The organism is Corallincola platygyrae (assembly GCF_039544265.1).
GTDB classification, from domain to species: Bacteria; Pseudomonadota; Gammaproteobacteria; order Enterobacterales; family Neiellaceae; genus Corallincola; species Corallincola platygyrae.
In genome coordinates, this window is sequence record NZ_BAABLI010000006.1 from 71,705 (window position 1) to 94,431 (window position 22,727).

At 46.5% G+C, this 22,727-nt stretch carries 28 protein-coding genes; 21 read left to right on the forward strand and 7 right to left on the reverse strand.

Translation table 11 applies throughout. The features are described 5' to 3' along the window. Window positions 1-388 precede the first annotated feature (388 nt). The 3 genes from ABEA14_RS04020 (at window position 389) to ABEA14_RS04030 (ending at window position 2,976) form a co-directional block, all read left to right on the forward strand. On the forward strand, window positions 389-1,510 hold the full coding sequence (locus tag ABEA14_RS04020) for a methyl-accepting chemotaxis protein (RefSeq protein ID WP_345338573.1): 1,122 nt from the start codon (window positions 389-391) through the stop codon (window positions 1,508-1,510). Between the two features lies 1 nt (window position 1,511). Further along, complete coding sequence (locus ABEA14_RS04025; protein WP_345338574.1) at window positions 1,512-2,462, forward strand: hypothetical protein; 951 nt, start codon at window positions 1,512-1,514, stop codon at window positions 2,460-2,462. An 85-nt stretch (window positions 2,463-2,547) separates the two neighbouring features. Further along, a complete protein-coding gene (locus tag ABEA14_RS04030; RefSeq protein WP_345338575.1) occupies window positions 2,548-2,976 on the forward strand; it encodes a GFA family protein in 429 nt (142 codons plus the stop codon). A gap of 2 nt (window positions 2,977-2,978) precedes the next feature. Here ABEA14_RS04030 and ybaK read toward each other — a convergent pair whose 3' ends face one another. After that, entirely contained in the window at window positions 2,979-3,446 is a 468-nt protein-coding gene (ybaK, locus tag ABEA14_RS04035; RefSeq protein ID WP_345338576.1) for a Cys-tRNA(Pro) deacylase, read from the reverse strand. 375 nt (window positions 3,447-3,821) lie between these two features. On the opposite strand from ybaK, the gene ABEA14_RS04040 reads away from it, so the two are divergent. The 15 genes from ABEA14_RS04040 (at window position 3,822) to ABEA14_RS04110 (ending at window position 12,932) form a co-directional block, all read left to right on the forward strand. Further along, a complete protein-coding gene (locus ABEA14_RS04040) occupies window positions 3,822-5,147 on the forward strand; it encodes an AAA family ATPase (RefSeq protein ID WP_345338577.1) in 1,326 nt (441 codons plus the stop codon). 6 nt (window positions 5,148-5,153) lie between these two features. After that, window positions 5,154-6,047 carry a DUF4435 domain-containing protein gene (locus ABEA14_RS04045; RefSeq protein WP_345338579.1) on the forward strand — a complete coding sequence of 298 codons (894 nt, stop codon included), beginning with the start codon at window positions 5,154-5,156 and terminating at the stop codon, window positions 6,045-6,047. Window positions 6,048-6,253: 206 nt separating this feature from the next. Next, window positions 6,254-6,604 carry a hypothetical protein gene (locus tag ABEA14_RS04050; protein ID WP_345338581.1) on the forward strand — a complete coding sequence of 117 codons (351 nt, stop codon included), beginning with the start codon at window positions 6,254-6,256 and terminating at the stop codon, window positions 6,602-6,604. Between the two features lie 90 nt (window positions 6,605-6,694). Continuing rightward, window positions 6,695-7,132 (forward strand): GIY-YIG nuclease family protein, encoded by a 438-nt coding sequence (locus ABEA14_RS04055; protein WP_345338582.1) that lies wholly within the window; start codon window positions 6,695-6,697, stop codon window positions 7,130-7,132. A 14-nt stretch (window positions 7,133-7,146) separates the two neighbouring features. Further along, entirely contained in the window at window positions 7,147-7,500 is a 354-nt protein-coding gene (locus tag ABEA14_RS04060) for a hypothetical protein (RefSeq protein ID WP_345338583.1), read from the forward strand. Window positions 7,501-7,539: 39 nt separating this feature from the next. Next, window positions 7,540-7,959, forward strand: a complete 420-nt coding sequence (locus ABEA14_RS04065; RefSeq protein ID WP_345338584.1) for a hypothetical protein — start codon at window positions 7,540-7,542, stop codon at window positions 7,957-7,959. Between the two features lie 417 nt (window positions 7,960-8,376). After that, the gene (locus tag ABEA14_RS04070; RefSeq protein ID WP_345338585.1) at window positions 8,377-8,844 is read left to right on the forward strand and encodes a DUF3592 domain-containing protein; all 468 of its coding nucleotides are present in this window, start codon (window positions 8,377-8,379) and stop codon (window positions 8,842-8,844) included. 92 nt (window positions 8,845-8,936) lie between these two features. Further along, window positions 8,937-9,611: a penicillin-insensitive murein endopeptidase gene (locus ABEA14_RS04075; protein WP_345338586.1), complete on the forward strand. Its 675-nt coding sequence runs from the start codon at window positions 8,937-8,939 to the stop codon at window positions 9,609-9,611. A 127-nt stretch (window positions 9,612-9,738) separates the two neighbouring features. After that, window positions 9,739-10,140: a DUF6326 family protein gene (locus ABEA14_RS04080; protein ID WP_345338587.1), complete on the forward strand. Its 402-nt coding sequence runs from the start codon at window positions 9,739-9,741 to the stop codon at window positions 10,138-10,140. A gap of 18 nt (window positions 10,141-10,158) precedes the next feature. Further along, on the forward strand, window positions 10,159-10,548 hold the full coding sequence (locus ABEA14_RS04085; RefSeq protein WP_345338588.1) for a hypothetical protein: 390 nt from the start codon (window positions 10,159-10,161) through the stop codon (window positions 10,546-10,548). A 121-nt stretch (window positions 10,549-10,669) separates the two neighbouring features. Then, window positions 10,670-11,167, forward strand: coding sequence for a hypothetical protein (locus tag ABEA14_RS04090; protein WP_345338589.1), 498 nt, complete (start codon window positions 10,670-10,672; stop codon window positions 11,165-11,167). A 145-nt stretch (window positions 11,168-11,312) separates the two neighbouring features. Then, window positions 11,313-11,645: a hypothetical protein gene (locus ABEA14_RS04095; protein WP_345338590.1), complete on the forward strand. Its 333-nt coding sequence runs from the start codon at window positions 11,313-11,315 to the stop codon at window positions 11,643-11,645. Window positions 11,646-11,656: 11 nt separating this feature from the next. Further along, complete coding sequence (locus ABEA14_RS04100) at window positions 11,657-12,073, forward strand: hypothetical protein (RefSeq protein WP_345338591.1); 417 nt, start codon at window positions 11,657-11,659, stop codon at window positions 12,071-12,073. A 54-nt stretch (window positions 12,074-12,127) separates the two neighbouring features. Further along, a complete protein-coding gene (locus ABEA14_RS04105; protein ID WP_345338592.1) occupies window positions 12,128-12,487 on the forward strand; it encodes a GFA family protein in 360 nt (119 codons plus the stop codon). A 43-nt stretch (window positions 12,488-12,530) separates the two neighbouring features. Further along, window positions 12,531-12,932 (forward strand): GFA family protein, encoded by a 402-nt coding sequence (locus tag ABEA14_RS04110; RefSeq protein WP_345338593.1) that lies wholly within the window; start codon window positions 12,531-12,533, stop codon window positions 12,930-12,932. A 58-nt stretch (window positions 12,933-12,990) separates the two neighbouring features. On the opposite strand, the gene bfr (ABEA14_RS04115) is transcribed toward ABEA14_RS04110, so the two are convergent. The 4 genes from bfr (ABEA14_RS04115) to ABEA14_RS04130 all read right to left on the reverse strand — a co-directional run bounded on the left by bfr (ABEA14_RS04115) (window position 12,991) and on the right by ABEA14_RS04130 (window position 16,293). Further along, the gene (bfr, locus tag ABEA14_RS04115; RefSeq protein ID WP_345338594.1) at window positions 12,991-13,461 is read right to left on the reverse strand and encodes a bacterioferritin; all 471 of its coding nucleotides are present in this window, start codon (window positions 13,459-13,461) and stop codon (window positions 12,991-12,993) included. Between the two features lie 21 nt (window positions 13,462-13,482). Continuing rightward, on the reverse strand, window positions 13,483-13,947 hold the full coding sequence (bfr, locus tag ABEA14_RS04120) for a bacterioferritin (RefSeq protein ID WP_345338595.1): 465 nt from the start codon (window positions 13,945-13,947) through the stop codon (window positions 13,483-13,485). Between the two features lie 199 nt (window positions 13,948-14,146). Continuing rightward, window positions 14,147-14,419 carry a hypothetical protein gene (locus ABEA14_RS04125; RefSeq protein WP_345338596.1) on the reverse strand — a complete coding sequence of 91 codons (273 nt, stop codon included), beginning with the start codon at window positions 14,417-14,419 and terminating at the stop codon, window positions 14,147-14,149. Further along, window positions 14,419-16,293, reverse strand: coding sequence for a Na/Pi cotransporter family protein (locus ABEA14_RS04130; RefSeq protein ID WP_345338597.1), 1,875 nt, complete (start codon window positions 16,291-16,293; stop codon window positions 14,419-14,421). Before ABEA14_RS04130 ends, ABEA14_RS04125 begins: the two co-directional genes overlap by 1 nt. A gap of 164 nt (window positions 16,294-16,457) precedes the next feature. On the opposite strand from ABEA14_RS04130, the gene ABEA14_RS04135 reads away from it, so the two are divergent. The 3 genes from ABEA14_RS04135 to ABEA14_RS04145 all read left to right on the forward strand — a co-directional run bounded on the left by ABEA14_RS04135 (window position 16,458) and on the right by ABEA14_RS04145 (window position 20,162). After that, on the forward strand, window positions 16,458-17,180 hold the full coding sequence (locus tag ABEA14_RS04135) for a sulfite exporter TauE/SafE family protein (RefSeq protein WP_345338598.1): 723 nt from the start codon (window positions 16,458-16,460) through the stop codon (window positions 17,178-17,180). Window positions 17,181-17,327: 147 nt separating this feature from the next. Next, window positions 17,328-19,265, forward strand: a complete 1,938-nt coding sequence (locus tag ABEA14_RS04140; RefSeq protein WP_345338599.1) for a diguanylate cyclase — start codon at window positions 17,328-17,330, stop codon at window positions 19,263-19,265. Window positions 19,266-19,343: 78 nt separating this feature from the next. Then, the gene (locus ABEA14_RS04145) at window positions 19,344-20,162 is read left to right on the forward strand and encodes a YbaY family lipoprotein (RefSeq protein WP_345338600.1); all 819 of its coding nucleotides are present in this window, start codon (window positions 19,344-19,346) and stop codon (window positions 20,160-20,162) included. A gap of 11 nt (window positions 20,163-20,173) precedes the next feature. Here ABEA14_RS04145 and ABEA14_RS04150 read toward each other — a convergent pair whose 3' ends face one another. Further along, entirely contained in the window at window positions 20,174-20,935 is a 762-nt protein-coding gene (locus ABEA14_RS04150) for a substrate-binding periplasmic protein (protein ID WP_345338601.1), read from the reverse strand. 72 nt (window positions 20,936-21,007) lie between these two features. Next, entirely contained in the window at window positions 21,008-22,636 is a 1,629-nt protein-coding gene (locus ABEA14_RS04155; RefSeq protein ID WP_345338602.1) for an electron transfer flavoprotein-ubiquinone oxidoreductase, read from the reverse strand. Window positions 22,637-22,727: the final 91 nt, after the last annotated feature.

Below are 22,727 nucleotides of genomic sequence, written 5' to 3' on the forward strand. Positions count from 1 at the left end.
TTTAGTTATGTGAACGCCCGACTAAGCAGGATCTATTCCAGCAGGGAAAACCTATATAAAACAAAAGGTAATGGATTAGTGTTTGCTTGAGTTGCTCAGTGGTGTAAAAGCGGCAAACACTTGATATCTATTTTCAGCTGCGCAGTTAGATTAGCGCTGCACCGATGAGGTGCGCCCTCAAACTTTTATGGGGAGTGTAAAATATATTGACGCTACCTCGTTTGGGTTAGTGTCGATTCAAGAGACGGATTTTGTACCTGCGTTAGAGCTGATTTACCTAATAAAAACAGTTTGTTAAAACTCTCTTGTGGTTATCTTTAAAAGATTGGAATAGCCCTTGCTCATGTAACCCTCATGAATACAAAGCAGTTAAACGAGGGACCGTCTTATGGGTAGATATCTCCAATCGCTCGGTATCAAAGGTGCAGCCAGAGTGCAGTGGCTCGCCATCCTTATCAGTCTGATCCTGCTGGGATTTGATCAGATCCAATCCGCATTCGTCATTCTTGTTCTTACCTCTGTGTTTTGCTGGCGAGTTCTGGTGTCCGTGCAACGGGATCAGGAGACGTTCTCTGAACTGGTGGTTGCAGTGCAAAACGGTGACACCACGGAGTTCGATTCTGCCAACGCTGGTCCCCTGCAGAGTATCTATCCCATGATTGATGACTTGGTCAGGCATGCCCGTCGTCAACTAAATACCGTGCAATCTGTCAGTGATGAGATGGGCTTCTCTGCAAAAGAACTGGCGAGCAATGCAATGGAAGTGGCCAGCCACTGCCAGCAGCAAGCGGATGTCACGACTTCATCCGCCTCCGCAGCTACTGAGATCTCACAGAGTATCGACGATGTTTCTCATCGCATTGAGGCGACACGCAGTGCCATGGAGCAGGGCAGTCATCTTTGTCATCAAGGGCGAGAAGAACTCACCAAAACGCAGCATCAGGTAGAAAGCGTGAGTGAACGTGTAAAAGCGACCGGGATAAGTCTGGAAGAGTTAGATCGAAAATTAGGCACAGTGGTGTCGATGTCTCGGTTTATTCGAGAAATAGCAGAACAAACCAACTTACTGGCCCTTAACGCGGCGATTGAAGCGGCGCGCGCCGGTGAACATGGCCGAGGGTTTAGTGTGGTGGCTGACGAGGTCCGTGGGCTGGCGCAACGCAGCCATGAATCCGCGAATGCCATTACACAGCAGGTCACTGAAGTCACTAACAGCATGTCTGATGTAGGCCAACAGATGCAGTTGGTTGTTGGGTCTACTGAAGAGTGCCAACAAAGCGTAGATGCAACGTCAGCATCATTGGAAGAGATTGTTGCTGCCATAGAAGAGGTCACCGACCAGATAGGAGGTATCGCCACAGCGTCAGAGCAACAGGCGATTGCAACTCGGGAGATCTCACAAAATATGGAGCAGGTGGCAGTTACCGCCGAGCGTAACGCCTATATGGCCAAACAAAACGCCAGCGTTGCAGATCACCTTCAGAATATGACCAAAGCGGAGGCGGCTTGATATGAGCAGCATTGAAACAGCCCCAGTTGAAATGAGCCCAGTTGGAATAAATCCAGGACTCGATTTTTCCATCGTCTTTGTTGCTTTGGCTGCATTGACAGTATTAGTAGTGGTTATCAGCTTTCTTCATCTCAGAGCCAAACATGCTGCTGAACTCAGGCTCACGGAAGGCCTGGATTGGTTGCACAGATTCAGGCAGTTACTGACACTGGTGCAACAGCATCGCGGCCTGAGTAACGGTTATCTTTGTGGAGATGTCGACTTGCTACGTCGAATTAACCCGCTGCAAAGCAAGATAAATCAGTCCAGTCGCGCGTTAAGTCAGGGCGGTAACTGGTTAGCCGGCAATGAAAACTGGTCGGGGATCGAAAGCCACTGGCATCGCTTGGCCTGTGGTTTTAAGAGCCAAACCCCAGCGAACAATCTGGAACAGCACAACAAGTTAATCACCAGCATTCTCTACCTGATTGATGATTGCGCCGAACAGCATCGCCTATATGAAATGAAAGACTCCAATAAACGCTCTATTCGTTATCTGTGGCAGGAGCTGTTGGTGACCGCAGAAAACATTGGTCAGGCCAGGGCCATAGGCACCGGCGTCGCAGCTGCGGGTGCGTGTTCAAGCGTCGACAGGATCCGTTTAGGTTATTTGCATCAGGCGATAGATGCCTTCACAGGCAAAGATGTGGATGTTCAAAGCGGTTATCGCTCTGGCAAAAGCTCGGTAACCGCCCTACTGAAACTGCTTAAAACCGAGGTGATCGTTGATAAACCCGCGGTCAGCGCCAACGCCTATTTCGATGCTGCTACCTTAGCGCTGGAGGAAGTGCTGAAACAGTTTGACGATACCCTGATGGAAGTGAAGCTCGATTTGCAGGGGGCAACTGCCTTACCTGTTAAAAGTGAACAACTTGCAACAGCCTCAGCTCGAAGCCCGGCGACTAGCAGTTAGCACACTTAGCGGCTTGCACACCCGCTGTGTTAATCCGCCAGGCTGTGTAAGATGGATGCAAAGTTAGCAATAGGAAGTGCAACCAATGAATGGAAACTGTCTTTGTGGGGCTGTTGAGTTCGAGGTAGATGTAAGTCAGGTTAATCTGTATCAGTGCCACTGCAAGCTTTGCAGAAAGCAAAGTGGCAGCTGTTCCAACGCCGCTACTATTGTGCCAGCTAAATCTTTTAAATGGGTTCAAGGGGAATCATCGATTACCCATTGGCAAAAGGAGAGTGGTTTCCGCTCAGATTTTTGCAAAGTGTGCGGCTCTCCTGTACCCAATCCATTGCGTGACACTGGCTATGTTTGGGTGCCAGCCGGGTTACTCGAAAATGAGCAGGATCTGAAAGTGGTATCCCACATATATACCGCTTCAAAAGCTACTTGGGACCAACCAAATCCAGATGCAGCCACACATGAAGATTTTCCTGATGGCGGGCTGGAAGGGCATATTCAAAGCTTGAAGCGGTAAACTTACACCGCAATGGCGGCGAATTTGGCATGGGTGAGTTTTTGCAGATCCAGCGGCGCAAGTTCAATCTCCAAGCCGCGTTTGCCTGCGCTCACATACATTGAGGTGAGTGATTCAGCGGAGCTGTCGATGATGGTTGGCAAGCGTTTTTTCTGACCCAATGGGCTGACCCCGCCCAGCACATAGCCGGTAGAACGTTGTACATCGACCGGATCTGCCATTGCCGCTTTTTTACCACCCGCCGCTTTTGCTATCTGTTTTAAGCCCAGTTTTGCCATGACAGGCACCACGGCAACAGCGAGTGATTTGCCATCCAACTCAACAACCAGCGTCTTGAAAACCCGCTCTGCTGGTACACCTAACTTTTTAGTCGCCTCCAAGCCGTAAGAATCACAGCCAGGATCATGGGCATACTCATGCACCTGATGAGCAATCTTTTGTTTGGCGGCAAGGGTGATAGCAGGGGTCATAGATAACACAACAACGGCATTAGTTTATTTGCAGCCATCATTCTCCAACGTTTGTTTAGTGAATAACAGCGAAATGGTATTGCGGCAAAAAACAGTGCGCAGGTTTTTACTGTGTAGCTATACAGTTCACCTGTTTTAACAATGCTTCCTTTGTCGGAACCGAAATCGCAGAAGTAGATGACCTTGCTTGCAATAAGGGTAAGATTTATCCAAATTAGACAGTAAGTTACAGCGTGCTGATTAATGGCCGACAAGCTTGGGCATAGATCACATTTTCCGAGATAGGAAGCACGCTCTCTAAATGGAGATAGGAAGCACGTGCTTCCTACTTAGCGTTAGGGCCAAAACGTACACATTCTTCAACATAAGGTTTATATGAAAATAGTTAAACTAAAAGCCAGTCAAGTACATGACTATATAGATTTTGATATAACATTTAATCCTGAAGTAAGCTTTATCGCAGGACTTAATGGGTCTGGAAAGACGACAGCTTTAAAGCTTGTTATGGCAATGCTCACTCCTTCAATAAAGGAACTGAGCGATATTAAATTTAAGACATGTGAGCTTATAGTTAAAAAGGATGAAGAAACAGATATTCACATACACTGCAAGCAGGATAATGAGAAAATATCTTTATGGATAGACGGAATAAAAGAAAGACTTGTAACTGACAAAGGGGACATTGACTATTCGGAAAAGAGGAAGATGTCTTTTCTGAAAAGAAAAAATCCTGTTGTTAAAGAAATATCCCGCTTATCTTCACCAATGTTTTTGAGTTTAGATAGACGCTTTGTAAAAGGTACTAGAGACGAGGATGATTTTCATGTCATTTTTGATGGTGAGTTCGAACGTCGTTTTTCAAAAAAGAAAAATCTAAAGGATGAAAGCTTAGATGAGGTCCTTGAAATAATATCTCAGGCGAGCAGTGGAGCGCGAGCTAAGCAATTAAACTCAGACAAGAAACTCAGAAATGAAATAATACTTGATTCTTTTTCCTTTTCGGAGTCAATAAGCGAGCTTAAACTACCAGACCAACAAACACTTAGAGATTTGAGAAGAAAGCAGAGAGCTATAAAGAAAATTCTTGATACTCTAGATGTACCAAGTGAAGAGTTCGAAGAAAGATATGCGATCTTTTTTGATAAGATAGAAGAAATAGCTGAAGTAATATCGAAAACAGATTTCGAGTCTAATGAAATTAACACAGGAAACAACGAAGAGTTTCAAAAGGCTATGTCAGAGTGGTACGTTAACCAAAACCAGCTCGACAGAATAAATAGGCTTTTTGTTATGGTTGAGAAATACCAAAAAGTAAAAACAAGGATATACAATAAGCTTAATGACTTTGAAAGGTTAGTTAATCAATTCCTTGAGCAAACCAATAAAAAAATTCGTGTTGATCAAGTTGGGAACTTGAAGATAAGAATTAACGAAAAAGAAAGAGATTTGTCAATTTTGTCTTCTGGAGAAAGACAAATTCTTATTATGCTCGCTCATCTAGTTCTGAATAAAACCTTAACTAGAGATGGTGTCTTCATAATTGACGAACCGGAACTTTCATTACACCTTTCATGGCAAGACATGTTTGTAGGAGCAATACAATCTGCAAATCCTAATCTTCAAATCATTCTCGCAACACATTCACCTGCCATTATTGGAAAGAGAAAAAACATGTATGTTCCACTTAATGGTGGAATTTAATTCTTTATGTCAAATTCAGCATTACCCGTTTGGCCAATTGACGCCTTAGAAAGCATAGGTCTTCTATACAGAGACCTTCAGGATATTGAAGTTTATGTCGAAGATGAAGATTCAGAAGCAATTTACCGCGAACTTCTGAGTCGAGCTAGTAATAATAGCGTAAAAATACACAAGCTATTTTGCTTAGATGGCAGACATAACGTAGTCACAATGTGTGAAAAATACGATGATGAATCACCTGCATTATTCATTATTGATGGAGATCTAGATTTAGTGCTAGGCGAGAAAGAAAAAAGCATACCTAGGCTATTTCAGCACAATCTTTACTGCATGGAAAACTATCTTTTTTGTAAAGATGCAGCTATTGAGTTGCTTATTGAATCCTCTGGAAAAATTCTTACCGACGCTGCAGCTACCCTGATAGATTGGGATGCTTTTATAAATAGCATTAAATCTGATTTGGAAAACTTGTTCATTACTTTCGGCACGTCAAGGAAATTAACTCCTAGTGAAAAAACTGTTGCGCATAGCTTCTATTCAATTTGTAAAAAAGGCGAGAAAAAATCTCAACCTAGGATATGCTCCATGAAAGTAGACAAGCTGATAACAGATATAGAGTCAAAAATCATAAAGGAGTTTGATGTAGAAACCCTTGAATCAGTTAAAACACCTATCAAGGAGAGAGTTTTTACTTCTACAAATTCACTTAGTTATGTTTCAGGTAAAGATTTCTTAATCCCTGCATTATATTTTCATCTGAAAGACAAAGGTCTTACACCTTCAATTACTATGGATTCATTCAAGTTCAGACTCGCACGACACTGTGAGAAGAGTCCTCTTGAAGCCCTTGCAAATGCAATGCAAATAACGGCAAAAGGGGAAATCTATAACGCAGCATAAAGGCCCTAACAAGTAAATCCAGGTAACGCCTACGGCGCACCTGATTTAGGCATTAGATGTATGAGGGAAAATTGAACTATCAATGTGTAATCGTGCTATTGGTATTCCTTCTGGCTGGATGTGGTTTTATGGGAAGTGAGAAGGAGGAGGAGTGGCTTTATCATAATGTGGATAGAGTCTCTGAGGTAAAATCCGAAATTTTGAGTATGTCTGAACTTACTGCCGTATATGTGCACTCGGATATCGTAGACCGTTCATTTGCCCATAAGCCAACCAGCGAAGAAGTCGAGGCGTACAACGGGATTCGTGCCAAGCTTCGCTCGCTTGGGATCTCGCGCGCAGAAGTAGATTTACGCTCAGGTGGTGTTGGATTTGTTACTTACGACTCTGGTGTATTTGGCGATATTTACCAGTCATTTGACTTCATTCCTGCGCCAACAAAATCAGTAAAGCTTACAACTCCAGAGGTTTGGAGTTGTAAGAAGCTACATGTTGAATTGTGGTACTTATGCGAAGGAGTTGCTGCCCGTGATACACCTAACAAAGCAAGTCACTAACTCATCGCTGCGCTCCTCAAGGAGAAAGGCCACTGAGCGGCTAGCCGCTGACCTTTGCCCGTGCTTGCGGCGTTATGTGTAGGGAGATTTATGCCGACTTTTAATGATTTAAAAGAGGCCACAGACGTATTCTTTAAAAGGCACTGGGATAAATCGTCTCATACACAACCATATGAGTGGGTTGCTAATTGGCCTTGGAGAGGTTCAGTTCCTCATCATGATAAAGCTGGTGTATATGCTCTCATTGACGGAGAGGGTGAAATTGTTTACGTGGGGCTTGGTGCTTCGAGGGGTGGGGGCTTATACAAAGAACACGGCATATCCCGAAGGTTGCTTTCTCATGTTATTACTACTGACACAGCAAAGGGGCGGGGAAACTACAAGCCAAAACCAAAGTGGCAAGGCGTTGTTGATATTGCCGCCATTGGGTTTTCGCCTAACTTTTCATATTTAGCTCCGGCCCTAGAGGATTATCTAATTGGGGAGTTAGAACCAAAGAGAAATAAAGTTAAAAAGAAGGGCACATAACAAACGCAATAAGCATGGACGTAAAACAGTTGGCTTACGCTCCTTCGTCGCTCACTTTAGCCAACTATTTTGTGCCCCTATGCGGGGAGTTATATGCAGGTCGTATTAGAATGAAACTAGCTGTTTTATATTTTGTCTTCGGATTCTTCTTTTCGATTCTTACTTTTATATTTGGTTATGAAGACGTGTCCTGTTTTGGTTGTAAAAGTCGTTATATCTTCAATCCTATATCTATCGTTTTTGCCTTAATTGGATTTGCTTTTTTAGTGATAAGCTTTAGGCGAGCTTACTTAGGTGCAAACTTAGTTAAAAACAATGAGTACAACGCCAAGGATATCGCAAATGATAGCGACAATTCAGGAGGTTAGCGGCATATGGTTGGGTGTTATAAGGTCAGAGTGAATTATATGTTTCTATTTGTCGCGCTTATTGTTTGCGACTATGCTTTTGCTTCATCCATGCCAAATATAATAAGTTTGACGGGCAGTAGACCTGCTTGTTTAGGCTTTAAGTTTGAAGAGGGTGTGGGCAATACTACCTTCCTGAGGGTTCCAGTAATTAAAGGTGTACGAGAAGAGTACCCTAGTGCAGTTATTATCGGATATCATCACGGTGAAACTCTACTTATGTCTAGTTCTATTGATATTGGTGTTGATGCTAAAAACAGCGCTAGAGTTTCTTTTGACTACAATGACGATCTTGGTGATGTATCATTGTCGGTACTTTACTCTTTCGAGCATCAAGGCAAGTTAGTTCCATCTCTTAATATATATGAAATTGATTCAATCAATGATTTAAAAAAACAAGAGAGGGCAGTTTGCCCATAGCACCCTTATAACAAACACATCAAGTTTTTCGCTATGCTCACAAGGGCATCAAAACTATGTGGCGAATTAGCTTTGATGTTTCGAAAGTTTAAACCAGACTCTCGACACTAGTTTCTTGAAGACAAAGGCAACGACGTGACAAATCTCTGGCCTTTGCCCACGGATGTTATGTAACGAACTAGGATACTAGTGAGCGTCGATGCAGTTTCAGACGAAGGTCCCGAGTTAACTGGTGCGACGATAGAAGACTAGGAATTTATAGCTCATGCGCGTCAAGATGTTCCTCGTCTAGCCGCCGAGATTACGAGCTTCAAACGTGCGCAGTAACATATCTCTGTGGCAAAAGGGAACGCTGAGCGGTGGCATAGGAAAGAGTGCGCTTGTCTGAAGCGTTACGCCATAACAAGGTAACTGAGTATGAATACTCCTCCATTAGTTGTTGAGTTATGTATTTCCATATTTTGCCTATACATGGCCAATCATGCTTTTAAAAACTACAAGAAGGCAAAGGATAGTGAAAGCTGGAACGCTGTCACCGGTATTTTGGAAAATGTAGAGTTGTGGGGAACAAGAAGAGTCGATGGTGAAATGTTGCCAGTTGAAAAAATACGGGTTAAGTACTCTTACACCGTTGGCAGGGGGAAGTACATGGGTAGCACAGTTGCTTTTTACACCATTCACTATCCTGAAACAGTTAATTTTTACCAGGCTCATGAACAAGGAAAACCTATCAGTGTAAGGTTCAATCCTGAACGTCCAGACGAGTCAGTTTTGATTCCAGGCCGTCATCCAATCAAGCCATATAGTGAACTAATTTTGGCAGGAATAGCTGTAGCTATTGGGGTTTGCGTTCCGCTAGGGTCTTGGTTTGGCTTGATTGGCTAATGGCGTCAATACCGCTGTTATCGTTATCTTTGAACGCTGGTAACGCCAAATTACTACGTTTTTTTAGGCTGATGTGCGAATGCAGGTCTCACATGTTCAGATTACTCATAATTTTGCTTTCAGCTGTTTGCTTTGGCTCTGTTGCTGCCGAAAGTATTTGCTATGGAACGACGTCAAATGGACGCTTGGAAAACGGTGTAGAGCTTCCCGCGGATGGTGAGAATTTTGTCACTTACAGCACCGTGGCTCGTTTAGCTGGGCGAACCTACGTTCATTCGACTGTACGTGACATTATGGTTGCGTCTTATGCTCGCCTTTACCGAGAGTTACCAACAAAAGTTTATAAGTACGCCGAAACTGGTTTTGAATCAGGTGGCCGCTTCAGACCGCACAAAACACACCGCAATGGTTTGTCGGTGGACTTTATGACTCCCGTTATGAATGCGAAAGGAAATTCTGTTCATCTTCCTACACACCCTTTCAATAAACTAGGTTACAAAATCGAATTTGATGCAGAAGGGCAATACGATGGCCTGGTAATTGACTACGAAGCCATGGCTGCTCATATCGTTGCATTACATAAGGAAGCCTTGGCGCACGACGTTGATCTTTGGCGTGTGATTTTTGATCCCGAGCTGCAGCCAAATCTATTTAAGACTCGCCACGGACCGTACCTGAAACAATACATACAGTTTTCACAGAAGCGCTCATGGGTAAGACATGACGAGCACTACCATGTGGATTTTGAAGTTCCATGTAAAACTTAGCCTTGCGCATTCACATTTAGTTACCAGAACCTCCATGCCAGCTGCACCTTTCTTATTTCAAACGCTACGCCAATCATCTAGCTTAGAAACACAACACTTGAGTCGCGCTATAAAGGAGAGTTTGGGTATGTTCGAATGGAATGGTGATAGAAAGCAGTTGCTATCGGTTTTGTGGATCTTTTTGACCGTCAACTACATCTACTGTGACGTCTTCACGCTGCATGATGCTGACTCGCTACAGGCCTTCCTGACCGGGGAAGCCGGGGGAATGAAGATTACTGAGGAGTTCCTCCTGTATTTCGCAATAATCATGCAAATTCCTATGATCATGATTGTGCTGTCGCGCTTTCTGGTGTTTCGTGCAAACAAATATGCCAATATTATTGCCGCGTTAATCACCGGGTCCATCCAGAGTTTTACACTCTATATGGGCGGAACGCTTCACTATGTTTTCTTTAGTGTGTTCGAGATTACAACTGCGTTTCTCATCCTCTATTTTGCTATTACATGGAAGAAGGCTGACGCCTGAAGATAGGGATATAACAGTATGAAATACATACTCATTACGGCTTTTGTCGCGCTAGCGTCTGGCTGCGCATCAACTGAGCCAACCACATCACCTTCATCCCTCATGAGTAAAAATGCGGTTACAAGCGTTTTTAACTCTGCACAGATCGAGAAGGTTCGTTATTACACCGTCTATAACAGCGGCGCTAGCCTTAAAAGAAAGCATATTATGTATGTCGAAGGGTTAGAGTCTGGTTGTATTGGGGTTTGGTCTCATGGTTCGCATGACAGTGCAAATAGCATGCTGGTTGAGGCCTTTAGAGGTGATTATACAGTGACGCTTACCTATGACTCTGAAGTTAGAGGTGTTTGGGGGGATGATATGGAGATTTGCCAGCTACTAGCGATCACCTTGGAAAGGAATTCTTAGCCCTCCTTTCTACATCCTGATCAAGGGGCTAAGGTGCTGCTAATGAGAGGCAAAGATTATTAATCTCACCCAAATGTTCGTCGTGATGGCAAGCCTTTTCTGTCTATCCGCTTGCTTCGATATGCCGACCCAAACTGATGTCTATGAACAGTCGACAGGCCCGAAGGCATCAGGCTGCTTGAGCGTACATGATGTGGTACTCGATGAATCTAAGTGTACCGACTTTCGAATCGGTGACCTGTTTGTTGATGTGATGGTCGTGGGGACCAGGGAGTATTATCAGGACCCACAAACGAGCCCTTACGCTATCTCAGGGTTGGTTTGCACCATAAACAACGAATACTCGTTTGATTTTAAAAACAACTTCGTCCTGAAAGAGGTGGTGGTATCCACAGGCGCAGGCAAGCACTTCGCTGATTTTCAGTGGAGTATTGTCAGCTACAACAAAAGCTGTCGACACCTATCCATCACTCCCTGGCTCGATATCAATGTGCAACAAGACAAAGCGCTGACGGTTTCTATAGTGGCTACCGTATTAGCTCCTGAAACAGAGACCAAAGAGATGAAGTTTGTCTTTAACGGTGAAACCCATTGGTATGTGCCGTTTTATGGTTCTTAGCCAGCGCAATAAAAGCCTTTCATGTCACTTGTCCCTTGGTCTATTCCTGCTTTTGTGAATCCCTAAACACCTGTTATTAAGTGTTTACTGTAAGCTGATGTTTTACTTACGCTAAAGCGTTTGCGAAACAAGAAGGTTTACCAGTATGGACACAGATTCACTTCCTCATGCGGGCAATAGCCAAGCCCCTGAACAGCGCAATGAAAGCTATCATCCGAGAAAGGTACTGTTTGTATTTAAAAGCTGGCCGCAGTTTGCTTTCTTCTGCTATCTCACTTTGACATTGGTTGGCATTGTTGCCATGTATCTTGATGCATGGGGGATCTGGCCTGCAGTGATGTTGTTGATTGCGATTGGTGGGGTGTCGCACTTAGCCTTAACGTGGGCACGACATGATGACCTTGAAGATTATCAGCAGCAGATGGATGAAGAGCGCGGGATAAACCGCAAGAAGATCACCTTTTTTATTGATAACTGATGGTTCATACCATGCGGATAAAAAATCGATATAAGGCGCAGCTTCAAGGGATTGTCAGTCTGCTGGTAGTGATGCTTTTGTCTGCTTGTGTCACCCAAGGAAAATTGGAGTATGTGACGGCTGAAGGCGAGCACAAAACGGCTTGTGAGGTGGAGTACAGCGGTGCTCCATCTGTGGACATATATGCCGTTGAGTATGTGTTGAGTTATTGTGCGAGGAAAGCCGCGGAAGAGGGGCATCAAGTTCTGGATCCAGCCTTGTTGACCAATGATCTATCGATTGTCGCTGAGCCTAATGGTGAAACGTGGACGTTTGAGTCTGCGACCGCCCGATACCGCGCGGGTGAGTTAACAGACAAACAATATGGTTACCTGGTTGCGCATATAGATTTAGGGCTAAATCAAACGACGGAGCCAAATACCGATTGACTGGATTTGGTTGGCAAACCGGTATTGGTCTGACTATTTAAAATGGAGAATCTTGTGAAGCATTCAGGAAGCTGTCACTGCGGTGCAATCAAGTTTGAGTTCGAAGCCCCAGAAATTACTGAAGGACTCAAATGCAACTGCTCTATCTGTCGTCGCAAAGGTGCCACCATGACGGCGTTTGCTATTCCAAAATCGGAAGTCAAGATAGTTGCTGGTGAGGGCGCGCTGGCGACCTATCAGTTTGGAAGCTGCGTCGCTAAACACCATTTCTGCAAACGCTGCGGTATTTACCCATTTCATGAAACGCTGCGTAAGCCAGGTCATATGCGGTTTAACATCGGGTGTCTGGATTCTACCGATGGCGTTGATGTTGCAGAGTTACCATTCGATGTATTTGATGGTGCATCGCTTTAATTCGCGCACTCCTAACTCACATCGAGGTTAAACAGGATTTAGTATGGCGACAGGTGAATGTAATTGCGGGGCAGTGGGCTACGAGATAGCTGAAGAGTTAAGTGATGTTTATGTCTGCCACTGCTCTATCTGCCGTCGCAGCACGGGAAGTGGCGGCATTGCTGTGGTTGCAGTGAACAAGGCGCAGTTCCGCTGGACAAAAGGGGAAGATCAGATCCAGACCTGGCATAAACCGGGGCATGACTGGCAGACCCGGTTCTGTAAAACCTGCGGTTCCACTTTGCCCGGCGACAATGATGATGAGCGTATGTATGTGCCGGTAGGCACCCTCATCGAAGGCGCTGACAATCTAAAAGTTGCTCATCATATCTGGGTTGATTCCAAAGCTGATTGGGAAGAGATTGGCGACGACGGCAAACAACACCCAAAGGCGTTTGGCGCCTAAGACCCTAAATATAAAAACGGGACCGAATGGTCCCGTTGTCGTATTTGGCGATTGCTTATCAGCCCATCTGTGATTGCTGGTAATTCTGCAATCCAACACGTTTTATCAGGCCCAGTTGCTGTTCCAGCCAGTACGCATGATCTTCCTCGGTATCAGCCAGTAACTTCTCAAGGATCTCGCGGCTCTGATAGTCCTGTTCCTGTTCGCAGATGGTGATCACCTCTTTGAGCCTTGCATCTACGTCGTATTCCAGCTGCAGATCGTTTTGCAGCATCTCTTCGACATCTTTGCCGATACGCAAGTCGTCGCGTTCGGTCATGCAGGGCACACCTTCCAAAAACAGAATGCGTTCGATCAGCAGAGATGCGTGACCTTTTTCGTCGTCAAACTCGTGGTTGATACGTTCGTATAGCTTTTCCAGGCCCCAGTCCTGGTACATGCGAGAGTGAATAAAGTACTGGTCCATGGCTGCCAGTTCTGCAGCGAGGAGTCGGTTTAGACCGTCGATGACTTTGCTATTGCCTTTCATGTTGGTTTCTCCTGTCCGCTATCAGAGCTGTGACTGCTGGTAGTTTTCGATACCGATCTCTTTGATCAGGTGTTGTTGTGTTTCCAGCCAATCGAGATATTCCTCTTCATCTTCCAGGATCTCTTCGAGCAGTTGGCGGGAGACAAAGTCTTTGCGTTCTTCACACAGCTTAATGGCATCTCGTAGCTGGGTGAGCTGCTCAAGTTCCAGTGCCATATCGCAGCTGATCATCTCTTCGGTGTGCTCACCGATTTTCAGGTGGCCAAGTTGTTGTAGATTGGGCAGGCCTTCGAGAAACAGTACCCGCTCAATCAACTCATCAGCCTGTTTCATATCCTTAATCGATTTTTTGTACGCTTTTTCGTTTAGCTCGGACAGTCCCCAGTTCTTGAACATGCGAGCGTGAAGGAAATACTGGTTGATGGAGGTGAGTTCGGTCGTTAACACTTGGTTCAGAATGCGTATTACGTCGCTGTCGCCTTTCATGTTCGCCTCTGTGAGTAATGAGCACCTAACTTCTAAAAGTAGTTTTGCAGATCCATTAACGCCACAAATTGACTGAAAGATCAGTGATAATTTATTGAATTAATTTACATAATACGAACGGTAATGCGAAGCGATATCGTTCCGCCTGCCGGGCGTGAGTCATGGTCAGGAGAGCGGTAGGGTAGGCAAAAGAGGTTTGCTATTTCTGACGGGCGTTTAGTGCGTCTTTTAGTTCGCGGTATTTGGCGTGTGCTTTCTTGCGGATCGCTTTGGCAACTTCCAACTCCTGATCAAGTTGGGCCCTCTCTTTCGGATCTGAGGTTTGTTCGAGCAGCTCTTTCAGGGTGCGACTTTTGCGCTTCAGTTTTTCCAGTTTGCGTTTCACTCTGTCCAGTTCGTCACGGTTTTCAGCCTTCCCCTCATTGAGGAACTTGCTGAGCCAGTTGGTAAGCTTTTCCATGGAGCTGTTCATTAGTTTTCTCCATCCTGCGGAATGTCAGCGGTGAGGTGAGTGACTTCATCCGCTGCCAATGCCAGTTCACGGCTAAGGACACCTTCACCGCTGGAGCTGGCAGTCATCAACACTTCAATGGTATTCACCATGTTCTTAGATATTGACCGACAATAATGGCTGTCGTTCATTAAAGAGCTGGTCACTTTAGGTGCCAGGTAGTGATGGCGAATCAGATCATCCAGCGCATCGCTGTTGATAATGTCCTCTTTCTCCAGGCTCAATCTAAGTTGACTGATCACCAATTCAGCATCGTTATCTTCTTGGGATTGTTCATGTTGCCGGATAAAAAACAGTTTTCGTAATAGGGTCGCTAACTGGACCCGCAGCTGTTGATACTGGGCTTTGATATATCTGTCATCAGAGGCCAGGTAGCGCTTCATATTTTTCTGCAGATGTTTGGTGTCTTTAACGGCATTCACCAAGTCCCTGGCCGCCGCTTTTAGCGCAAACAGCTCTTTTACCTGATTGCTGTTTAACTGCGGGTGGGCGAGGGCTGCAAAAGTCAGCAGTTCGCCGTATACCTTGCGAATGTAGCGATCGTAAAGATCGTCAATATCTGCGAATGAGCCTGGATCGACCTCTGCCTCCGCAAGTGATTCAAGTGGTGTGTCAGACTCAAGGAGTTCTCGTTCAAGCAAAAGCCCTCGCGCTATCACGCTGTAGGACTGATCAAACAGGTGTTGAGATTCCAGGATAACGGCCTGCAGGGCAGTGTCCGGGTTGTTTAACACGGCCTTTTTAAGGAATTTCGGCTGAACCTTACGTTGGCGACGGTCAACCTGGCCCTCAGGAAGCACATTGCGTTTTCGTCGGTCCTTCGGTTTAAGCAGGTTTTCCAGTGTGCGACAAAGCTGATTGATAAATGGCAGCATCAGCAGTATGCCAAGGGTATTAAACAGGGTATGGAACAGGCTGAGTTTGAGGGTGTAGTTTGTTTCGCTGATGCCAAGTCCCTCCGCCAGGGTATCGACCAACCCCGCCAATGGAACGATCAGAATGAGGGCGGTGACGCCGGTGACTAGGTTGAATACCAGGTGCGCGGCAGCCAGGCGTTTACCTTCCAGGTTAGCCCCCATTGAACCAATAATGGCGGTGATGGTGGTGCCGACATTTGCGCCGATGGCGAGCGCTAGCGCGTTGTAATAGGAGATCTGTCCGGCGGCTAGGGCGGTGATAATCAGCACTAGAGTCGCGTGGCTGGATTGCATAACGACGGTAGCAAGCATGCCTATCAGGGTAAATATCAGCAGCCCTTTGATGCCGTCCGCCATGTAGTCGGACAGTACAATACTGTCCTGGAAGGTCTCAAACCCCTCCTTCATGTAGTGGATGCCGAGGAAAAGAAAACCAATCCCCGCCAGCAGGTATCCCAAGCCTCGCAGTGCTTTCAGGCTTTGGAAAATAAAGATGACGCCAAACACCAGCAGAGGCATGGCGTAAGCAGAGATGTTTACTTTCAGGCCAAACCCGGCAACCAGCCAAGCGCCTGTGGTGGTGCCCAGGTTGGCACCAAAGATGATGCCCACACCCTGAACCAGCGTAAGCAAACCGGCACTGAGGAAAGAAATAGTGATGATGGTGACCAGGCTGCTGGATTGCATCAGGGTGGTGGAAACCACGCCAAAGGTCAGGCTTTTCCATAGCTTGTTGGTGGTGCGTTTCAGCAGGCGTTCAAGCAGGCCGCCGGTAAAGGCCTTAAAGCCATCCTCCAGTGCTAACATGCCAAACAGAAAAATGGCGACACCGGCTAGGATCTCCTTGAGCTCGGGCATGATCCAAAAACCGTAACCGAGCAGCAGGAGTATGGTAGGGAGAAAGAGCTTTCTGATCACAACCTCCTGAAATTTAAGTGTAAGTATAATCAAGCCTCGAAAAAGGGCTGTGATCTGATAAACATGGCGCAAAATAGGCTGCGTTAAATCATGGCTAACCGTCAGAATTAGGCGTACCGTGGCGGCCTTCCGGAGAGCTGAGCAAAGCGAAGAGCGGTAACATCGTGATTGAATGGTGGGTATGGTTAGTTGGCGGCGTGATGGTATTGGCAGGCTGTTGGCTACAGTCTGCGCTTGGTTTTGGTTTAGCCATTGTTGCCGCGCCGATTCTGGTACTTGTTCATCCTGAATGGGTGCCTGTTCTGCTGACGGTCGTTGCTTTTCCGCTTAGCCTTATCAATGTCTGGCAGTTGCGCCGCCACATCGAAGTTAAAACCATGATGGTGCCCATTGTGGCTCGTTTGCCCGGTACCGCTTTGGGAGCCTGGTTGCTCACCATCATGAGTGTGAAGCTGCTGCAGATAAGTGTGTCTGTTGCCGTGTTGATGGCTGTGGTGATTTCACTCTGGAGCAAGAAGTTCGAATCCACTCCTTCTCGTCTGGCTTGGGCGGGACTTGTTTCGGGTTTTATGGGCACAACAACGTCGGTCGGTGGTCCGCCTCTGGCGCTTGTCATGCAGCATGGTGATCCTCGAATTATTCGTGCAAACCTGTCGCTCTATTTCCTGTTTGGCTGTTGCATCAGTATGTTTGCTTATGCGGTGACGGGCTTGATGACCGCAGAACTTTTCTGGCAAAGCAGTTTGTTTGTTCCGCTCGCTGTGCTGGGCGTTGCCTTGGGTACGAAAAGTCGCAGCTATATAGATGCCGGTCGGTTTCGGCCCCTGCTGATTGGTTTGTGCGGTACCGCTGGCACGATTGCATTAATCGGCGCACTTTGGCGCTAACATCATAGTTTTGGTCGTTGATCGCAGATTTTAGAACTACTGCTCTAGTTCTAAAACCAAGATTACACTGGTCACCTATACTTCATAAATCTAACTCAACGCATGTGGGCATGACGGTGAGGTAGTAATTTCCATTTGGAGCAGGAAGTGCCGACCGTGTCTCAAACCAAATCGCGCCGCTCTAGAAGTCTCAGGCAACTGGTATATTCCCAGTTTCTGCGCTCGTCTCTTATTCCTATCTTTGTTATCGAAGTGGCACTGTTGCTGCTCTATTTCGGTATTACCCATTACATCGCCGAACGAAACATCCGTATTGCGCTGGATTCCGCCAAACTCAACATCGCTGAGCTGGCTATTGCTGAGGTGCACGTGATTGATGAGCATTTAACGGCAATTGAGCGAGTAGGTTCCGTACTACAGGCGCACCACCAATATCTGTTTACCCATTTTGATCATGTCATGGTGGCGAATGAGCCGGACTTTGAAACAGCAGAAAATGGTGCCTGGGTGAAAAAAGGAGGTGAGGGGGCGAGCCTTTATTATTCTGCTGAAACAATCATTGGTTCCGAACAGTTGGAAAAAGCTGTAAAGACAGAAGAGATGGATCCACTTCTGCAGCAGGTGGTTGATCAGCATGACAGTATTGTCGCTGCCTATTTTAATAGTTGGGACAATATGAACCGGCTTTATCCCTATATTGATAATGTTGCAGACCAGTACGGCCCGCACATCAATATGGAAGATTACAACTTCTACTATCTGGCTGATGCCAAACATAACCCCGACAGAAAGCCAGTTTGGACCAATGCCTATCTTGACCCGGCAGGTCAGGGTTGGATGATTTCAAATATCTTCCCCATTTATCGAGGTGATTTTCTGGAGGGCGTTTCGGGGCTGGATATTACCCTGCCACAGGTAACCCAAACGTTGGAGAGTCTCTCTTTGCCCTGGCAAAGTGGCGCCATGATATTGGATGACACAGGTACCGTGTTATCTATGACACCAGAGATCGAAGTGCTACTAGGTATTCAGGAACTGACCACCCATGAGTACAACGAGGTGATCACGGAGACCATTGTGAAACCCTGGCAATTTAACCTTTATCAGAATGATTCGGACTCGAGTCAGTTACTGAAACAGGCGTTGCAGAAGGCAAAGGTAAGTGGTCCACAAGAGTTTGAACTGAATGGTGAAGGCTACATTCTGGTGGTTAACGGCATCGAAACCACCAATTGGTTATTGGTTATGGTGACTCCCAAAGCTGTGGTGTTCGAGGAGATATATCACCAGCGCCGCATTTCAAGTCAGATCGGTTACGCCGCCATCGCTTTTATGGTGCTGTTCTATCTGATGTTCTTTGTTTACCTGATGCTGCGCTCTCGTCAGTTGGCGAACAAGATTGTTGAGCCTATCGCTAAGTTATCGCAGATGGTACATGACGCAGTCCATAGCTCGGAAAAACCTGGCAAACAACCAGTAAATCTTGATGTGGCTGAGTTGGATTATCTTGCGGATATTCACCGTCAGCTAAGCGAAGCCAATCATATCTACCAGTCAATGGTGAAAGAGGTAACGCGGAAGAATGCCCAGCTCGAGCGCATCTCTGAAACTGACTCTCTCACTCAACTGAATAACAGGCTCAAGCTCGACCGTAGCCTTGCTCAAGAGGTCAAACGCGCAGAGCGATATGGAGAGAAGTTCTCGGTGATTATGCTGGATCTTGACCACTTTAAACGGGTCAATGACAACTTTGGCCATCAGGTGGGTGACAGTGTGTTGATCGAGTTGGCTGAGCTGATTAAAGCGCAGGTCAGGGAGAGTGACATTGTTGGTCGTTGGGGTGGCGAAGAGTTTATGGTTATTTGCCCCAATACTGCCAAAGAGCAGGGCGCGCTGTTGGCGGAAAAACTCCATCGCCGTGTAGAAGCTAATCATTTTTCTACCGTGGGTAAACAAACCGCCAGTTTCGGTGTCAGTGGATACAGAGCGGGCGACAACGTTGAGTCGTTGGTTGAGCGTGCAGATGTTGCGCTCTATCGTGCGAAGGCCAATGGTCGCAATAGAATAGAGATTGAGCACCTATAACTGCTTTCTGTTCAGCCCCTTTCTCGTGAATCGTTCGTTATCTGTTGTTTCCATCTAAAGCTATCTAAGGAGGCAGGCATGCGCGCTTGCTGGAAATATGCAATTGCATTGGTATTTATCAGTCTGTTTGCGGTGGTCGGTTGTGATCAAAGTCAGCAAAAAGCTCCCACCGAGGGCGACGTTAAATCTGGGGTTACAGCTGAGGCTAAAATGGCCAAAATCGTGGGTGAGGCGTTTTATCGTGAGCGTATTGCTTTGGCACCGGGAGCAGAGCTAATCGTGTTTCTCGAAGATGTTTCTAAAGCTGATGCACCGAGTGAAGTGCTGGGTGAATTCAGCGCGGTATTGGAAAACGCACCGCCTTACGCATTCGAGATTAGTTACGATGAGTCGAAGATTGATAGCCGAGCTCGCTACAACCTTCGCGCTCAGATCCGTCTGGATGAGCAACTGCTATTTACCACTACCCAGGCCTATGACCCGTTTGCGGGATCAGAAAACAAGTTGATGATGCAGAAAGTTACACCCAGTCAATCAAGTGATAGCTACTCCTTGATCGGAAGCTGGGAACTGGCAACGGTGGCTGGGCAATCAATCGATGTCGTACCGGATATGGCGAAGCCCAGCCTGTCATTTTTAACCAGTGGCAGTGTCACGGGAACAGGAGGATGCAACAGGCTGAACGGCAGTTATGAGGCAGATAGTAAACAGAAAGGATCTTTGACCTTCAGCCCTATCGCGACCACCAGCATGATGTGTGCAAAAGGAATGGAAGCCGAGGCAGCGCTGTTTAAGTTGTTTGACCAGGTCAAAACCTATTCTGCCAGCGCCACTGAACTAAAACTGATGGGCATTGGTGGTATTGAATTGGCGACTCTTACGCGTGTTGCAGAATAATCTGATTATGACTACTTCAGTCCATATTTAGACTTCAGGGCGTCAATAGCAGCCGCCCTTGTTTTAAGAAAGTGATTAAACAGGTCAATCAGTTCACCATTATCGCGACTGCTCAAATAGCGGCTGTCCTCTATGTAGGGCAGCTGATTTGCAAATGTCAGTCGTTGAGCAATGTCTGGGTTGTTTGCTAGCCAGTGCTCTGCGACCGCCTTATTGATATAGACGCCATCCAGAGCCCCTTCATCGAGCATTTTCAGCAGCACCCCCAGGTTCGCATCATAATGGGTTTTGATCACCCCAAGTTCTATCGATGAAAGGTAGGGTGTTGGCGTAAAACCAAGAGGAACACCCAGGCGCTTCAGCTCGCTCACTTTCAGGTTGTGACTGGTTTTCTGTACAAATATGCCATCAACAAATGACACCACGGGTTGGCTGTAAACGATAGTGTGTTTTGCTTTGGTGGCCATTGCCCAGTTTGGGTTATCTGGATAAACCGCGCTCGCATCACCTTCAACCAATGCCATGCTGCGACGCTTTACCGAAAAGGCCTGATAAAGGATCCGGGTGTTTATAAAGTCACTGAAAAGATCAAACAGCTCGCGGTTAAAGCCTTTGTATTGGCCGTTAAGCCAATACGAATAAGGCTGATAGTCCTCGAAATCCTGAACACCGATCACCAAATGTGCTTCTCTCTGTTTTTGTTCCGCAGTCAGGGCGAAACAAACGATATAGAGCAGGGTAGCCAACCAAGCGCGCGCAGAAAACAGAAGCAAGAATAATAACCTTTTACATTACGCAGACTTTATAAGGCTAGCGTATTATTCAGCTCAGGATTTTTGACTGGATCACATCTCTCCGTACTGTGGTCCGGATCCGCCCTCAGGCGTTACCCAGTTGATGTTCTGTTGCGGCTCTTTAATATCACAGCATTTACAGTGCAGGCAGTTCTGAGCATTAATCTGAAAGCGCTGTTCTCCTTCAACGTCAATTACTTCATACACACCTGCTGGACAGTAGCGCTGGGCTGGTTCGGCAAACTTGGGCAGGTTTACTTGGATAGGGATTGCATCGTCTTTTAACTGCAGGTGGCAAGGTTGATCATGGTCATGATTCAGGTTGGCTAAAAACAGCGACGCGGTGCGGTTAAAGGTGGTCACCTTGTCTGGTTTTGGATAATCGATAGCAGGGCATTCATCTGCAGTTTTTAGCTGACTATGGTCCTGGTTTTTGTCGTGTACATGCCAGCTGTGTTTGCCGCCAAGCAGCGTCTGTTCTACCCAGTTCAGCGCGCCCCCAACTAAGGCTCCGAATTTATGCAGGTTGGCCACGGCGTTTCTATGTTTGTAGAGGTCTTTGCCTAACCAGGAGCGTTTAACCAATTCGCCGAAAGCAGACAGGGCGATAGGAGAGCCCCAATGCTCAGCTATTAGCTCAGCCGCCAAGATCCCGGATTTCATCGCAGTATGAGAGCCTTTAATACGTGCGCCATCGAGTGTACCGGCGTCACAACCAATCAGCAGGCCGCCAGCAAATTGCATCTGGGGCAGGGCATGCCAGCCGCCCTTGGCAATGGTGCGAGCGCCATAGCTGATGCGCTCAGCACCTTTTAACAGTTCCTGAATGTGCGGATGACGCTTGAACTGTTGGAACTCCTCAAACGGGTCCAGGTGTGGATTTTGGTAATTCAAATCGACGATTAGCCCAAGATAAACCTGATTGTTTTCGCCGTGGTAGATAAAACCGCCACCGTTTACCTTATCTTGGGTATATAACAGCGGCCAGCCGAAGGTATGCTCGGCTTTCCCAGCCTGATAAACCTCGTCAGTGACCTGCCATACCTCTTTAAACCCCAGCGCATAGTGTTGCGGGTCAAAGCCGGTATTGAGCTGGTAGCGCTCTATTAACTCTTTACCCAAATGACCACGACATCCCTCTGCGACAATGGTGTGCTGTGCGATGATTTCCATGCCCAGCATGCCGCCGGGTTTGAGTTCTCCCTGTTTATCTCGACCCATATCACCGGTGATTACACCAATCACTTGGTCAGTGTCGTCGTAAAGAATTTCACTGGCGGCAAAGCCGGGAAATATGTCCACGCCTAAACTCTGAGCCTGCTCTGCCAGCCAACGGCATAACTTACCGAGGCTAAGAATATGGCAATCTTTATTGTGCAAGGCTTTGGGGACCAACAAGTGGGGCACGTTCAGTGAGGAGGTTGGACTCAACTTCAGCAGATGGTCCTGTTTAACGGATTCCCCCAGAGGCGCTTGTTGCCAAGAGTCTGGCATTAGTTCCTGCAATGCGATGGGGTCAAAGATGGCACCCGAAAGAATATGCGCGCCAACTTCAGCGCCTTTTTCCAGTACACAGACAGATAGTTCTGGCTTTAGCTGCTTGAGGTGTATAGCTGCAGACAGGCCTGCCGGCCCTGCACCTACCACCAGTACATCCACTTGCATCTGCTCTCGTGTCATCTCGTTCAGTTCCGTTTACAGATTTTGATTACTACATCACCATGATACAGGTTTACGTTAACGTCAACGGTAACTATCCTGATCGCAGGTT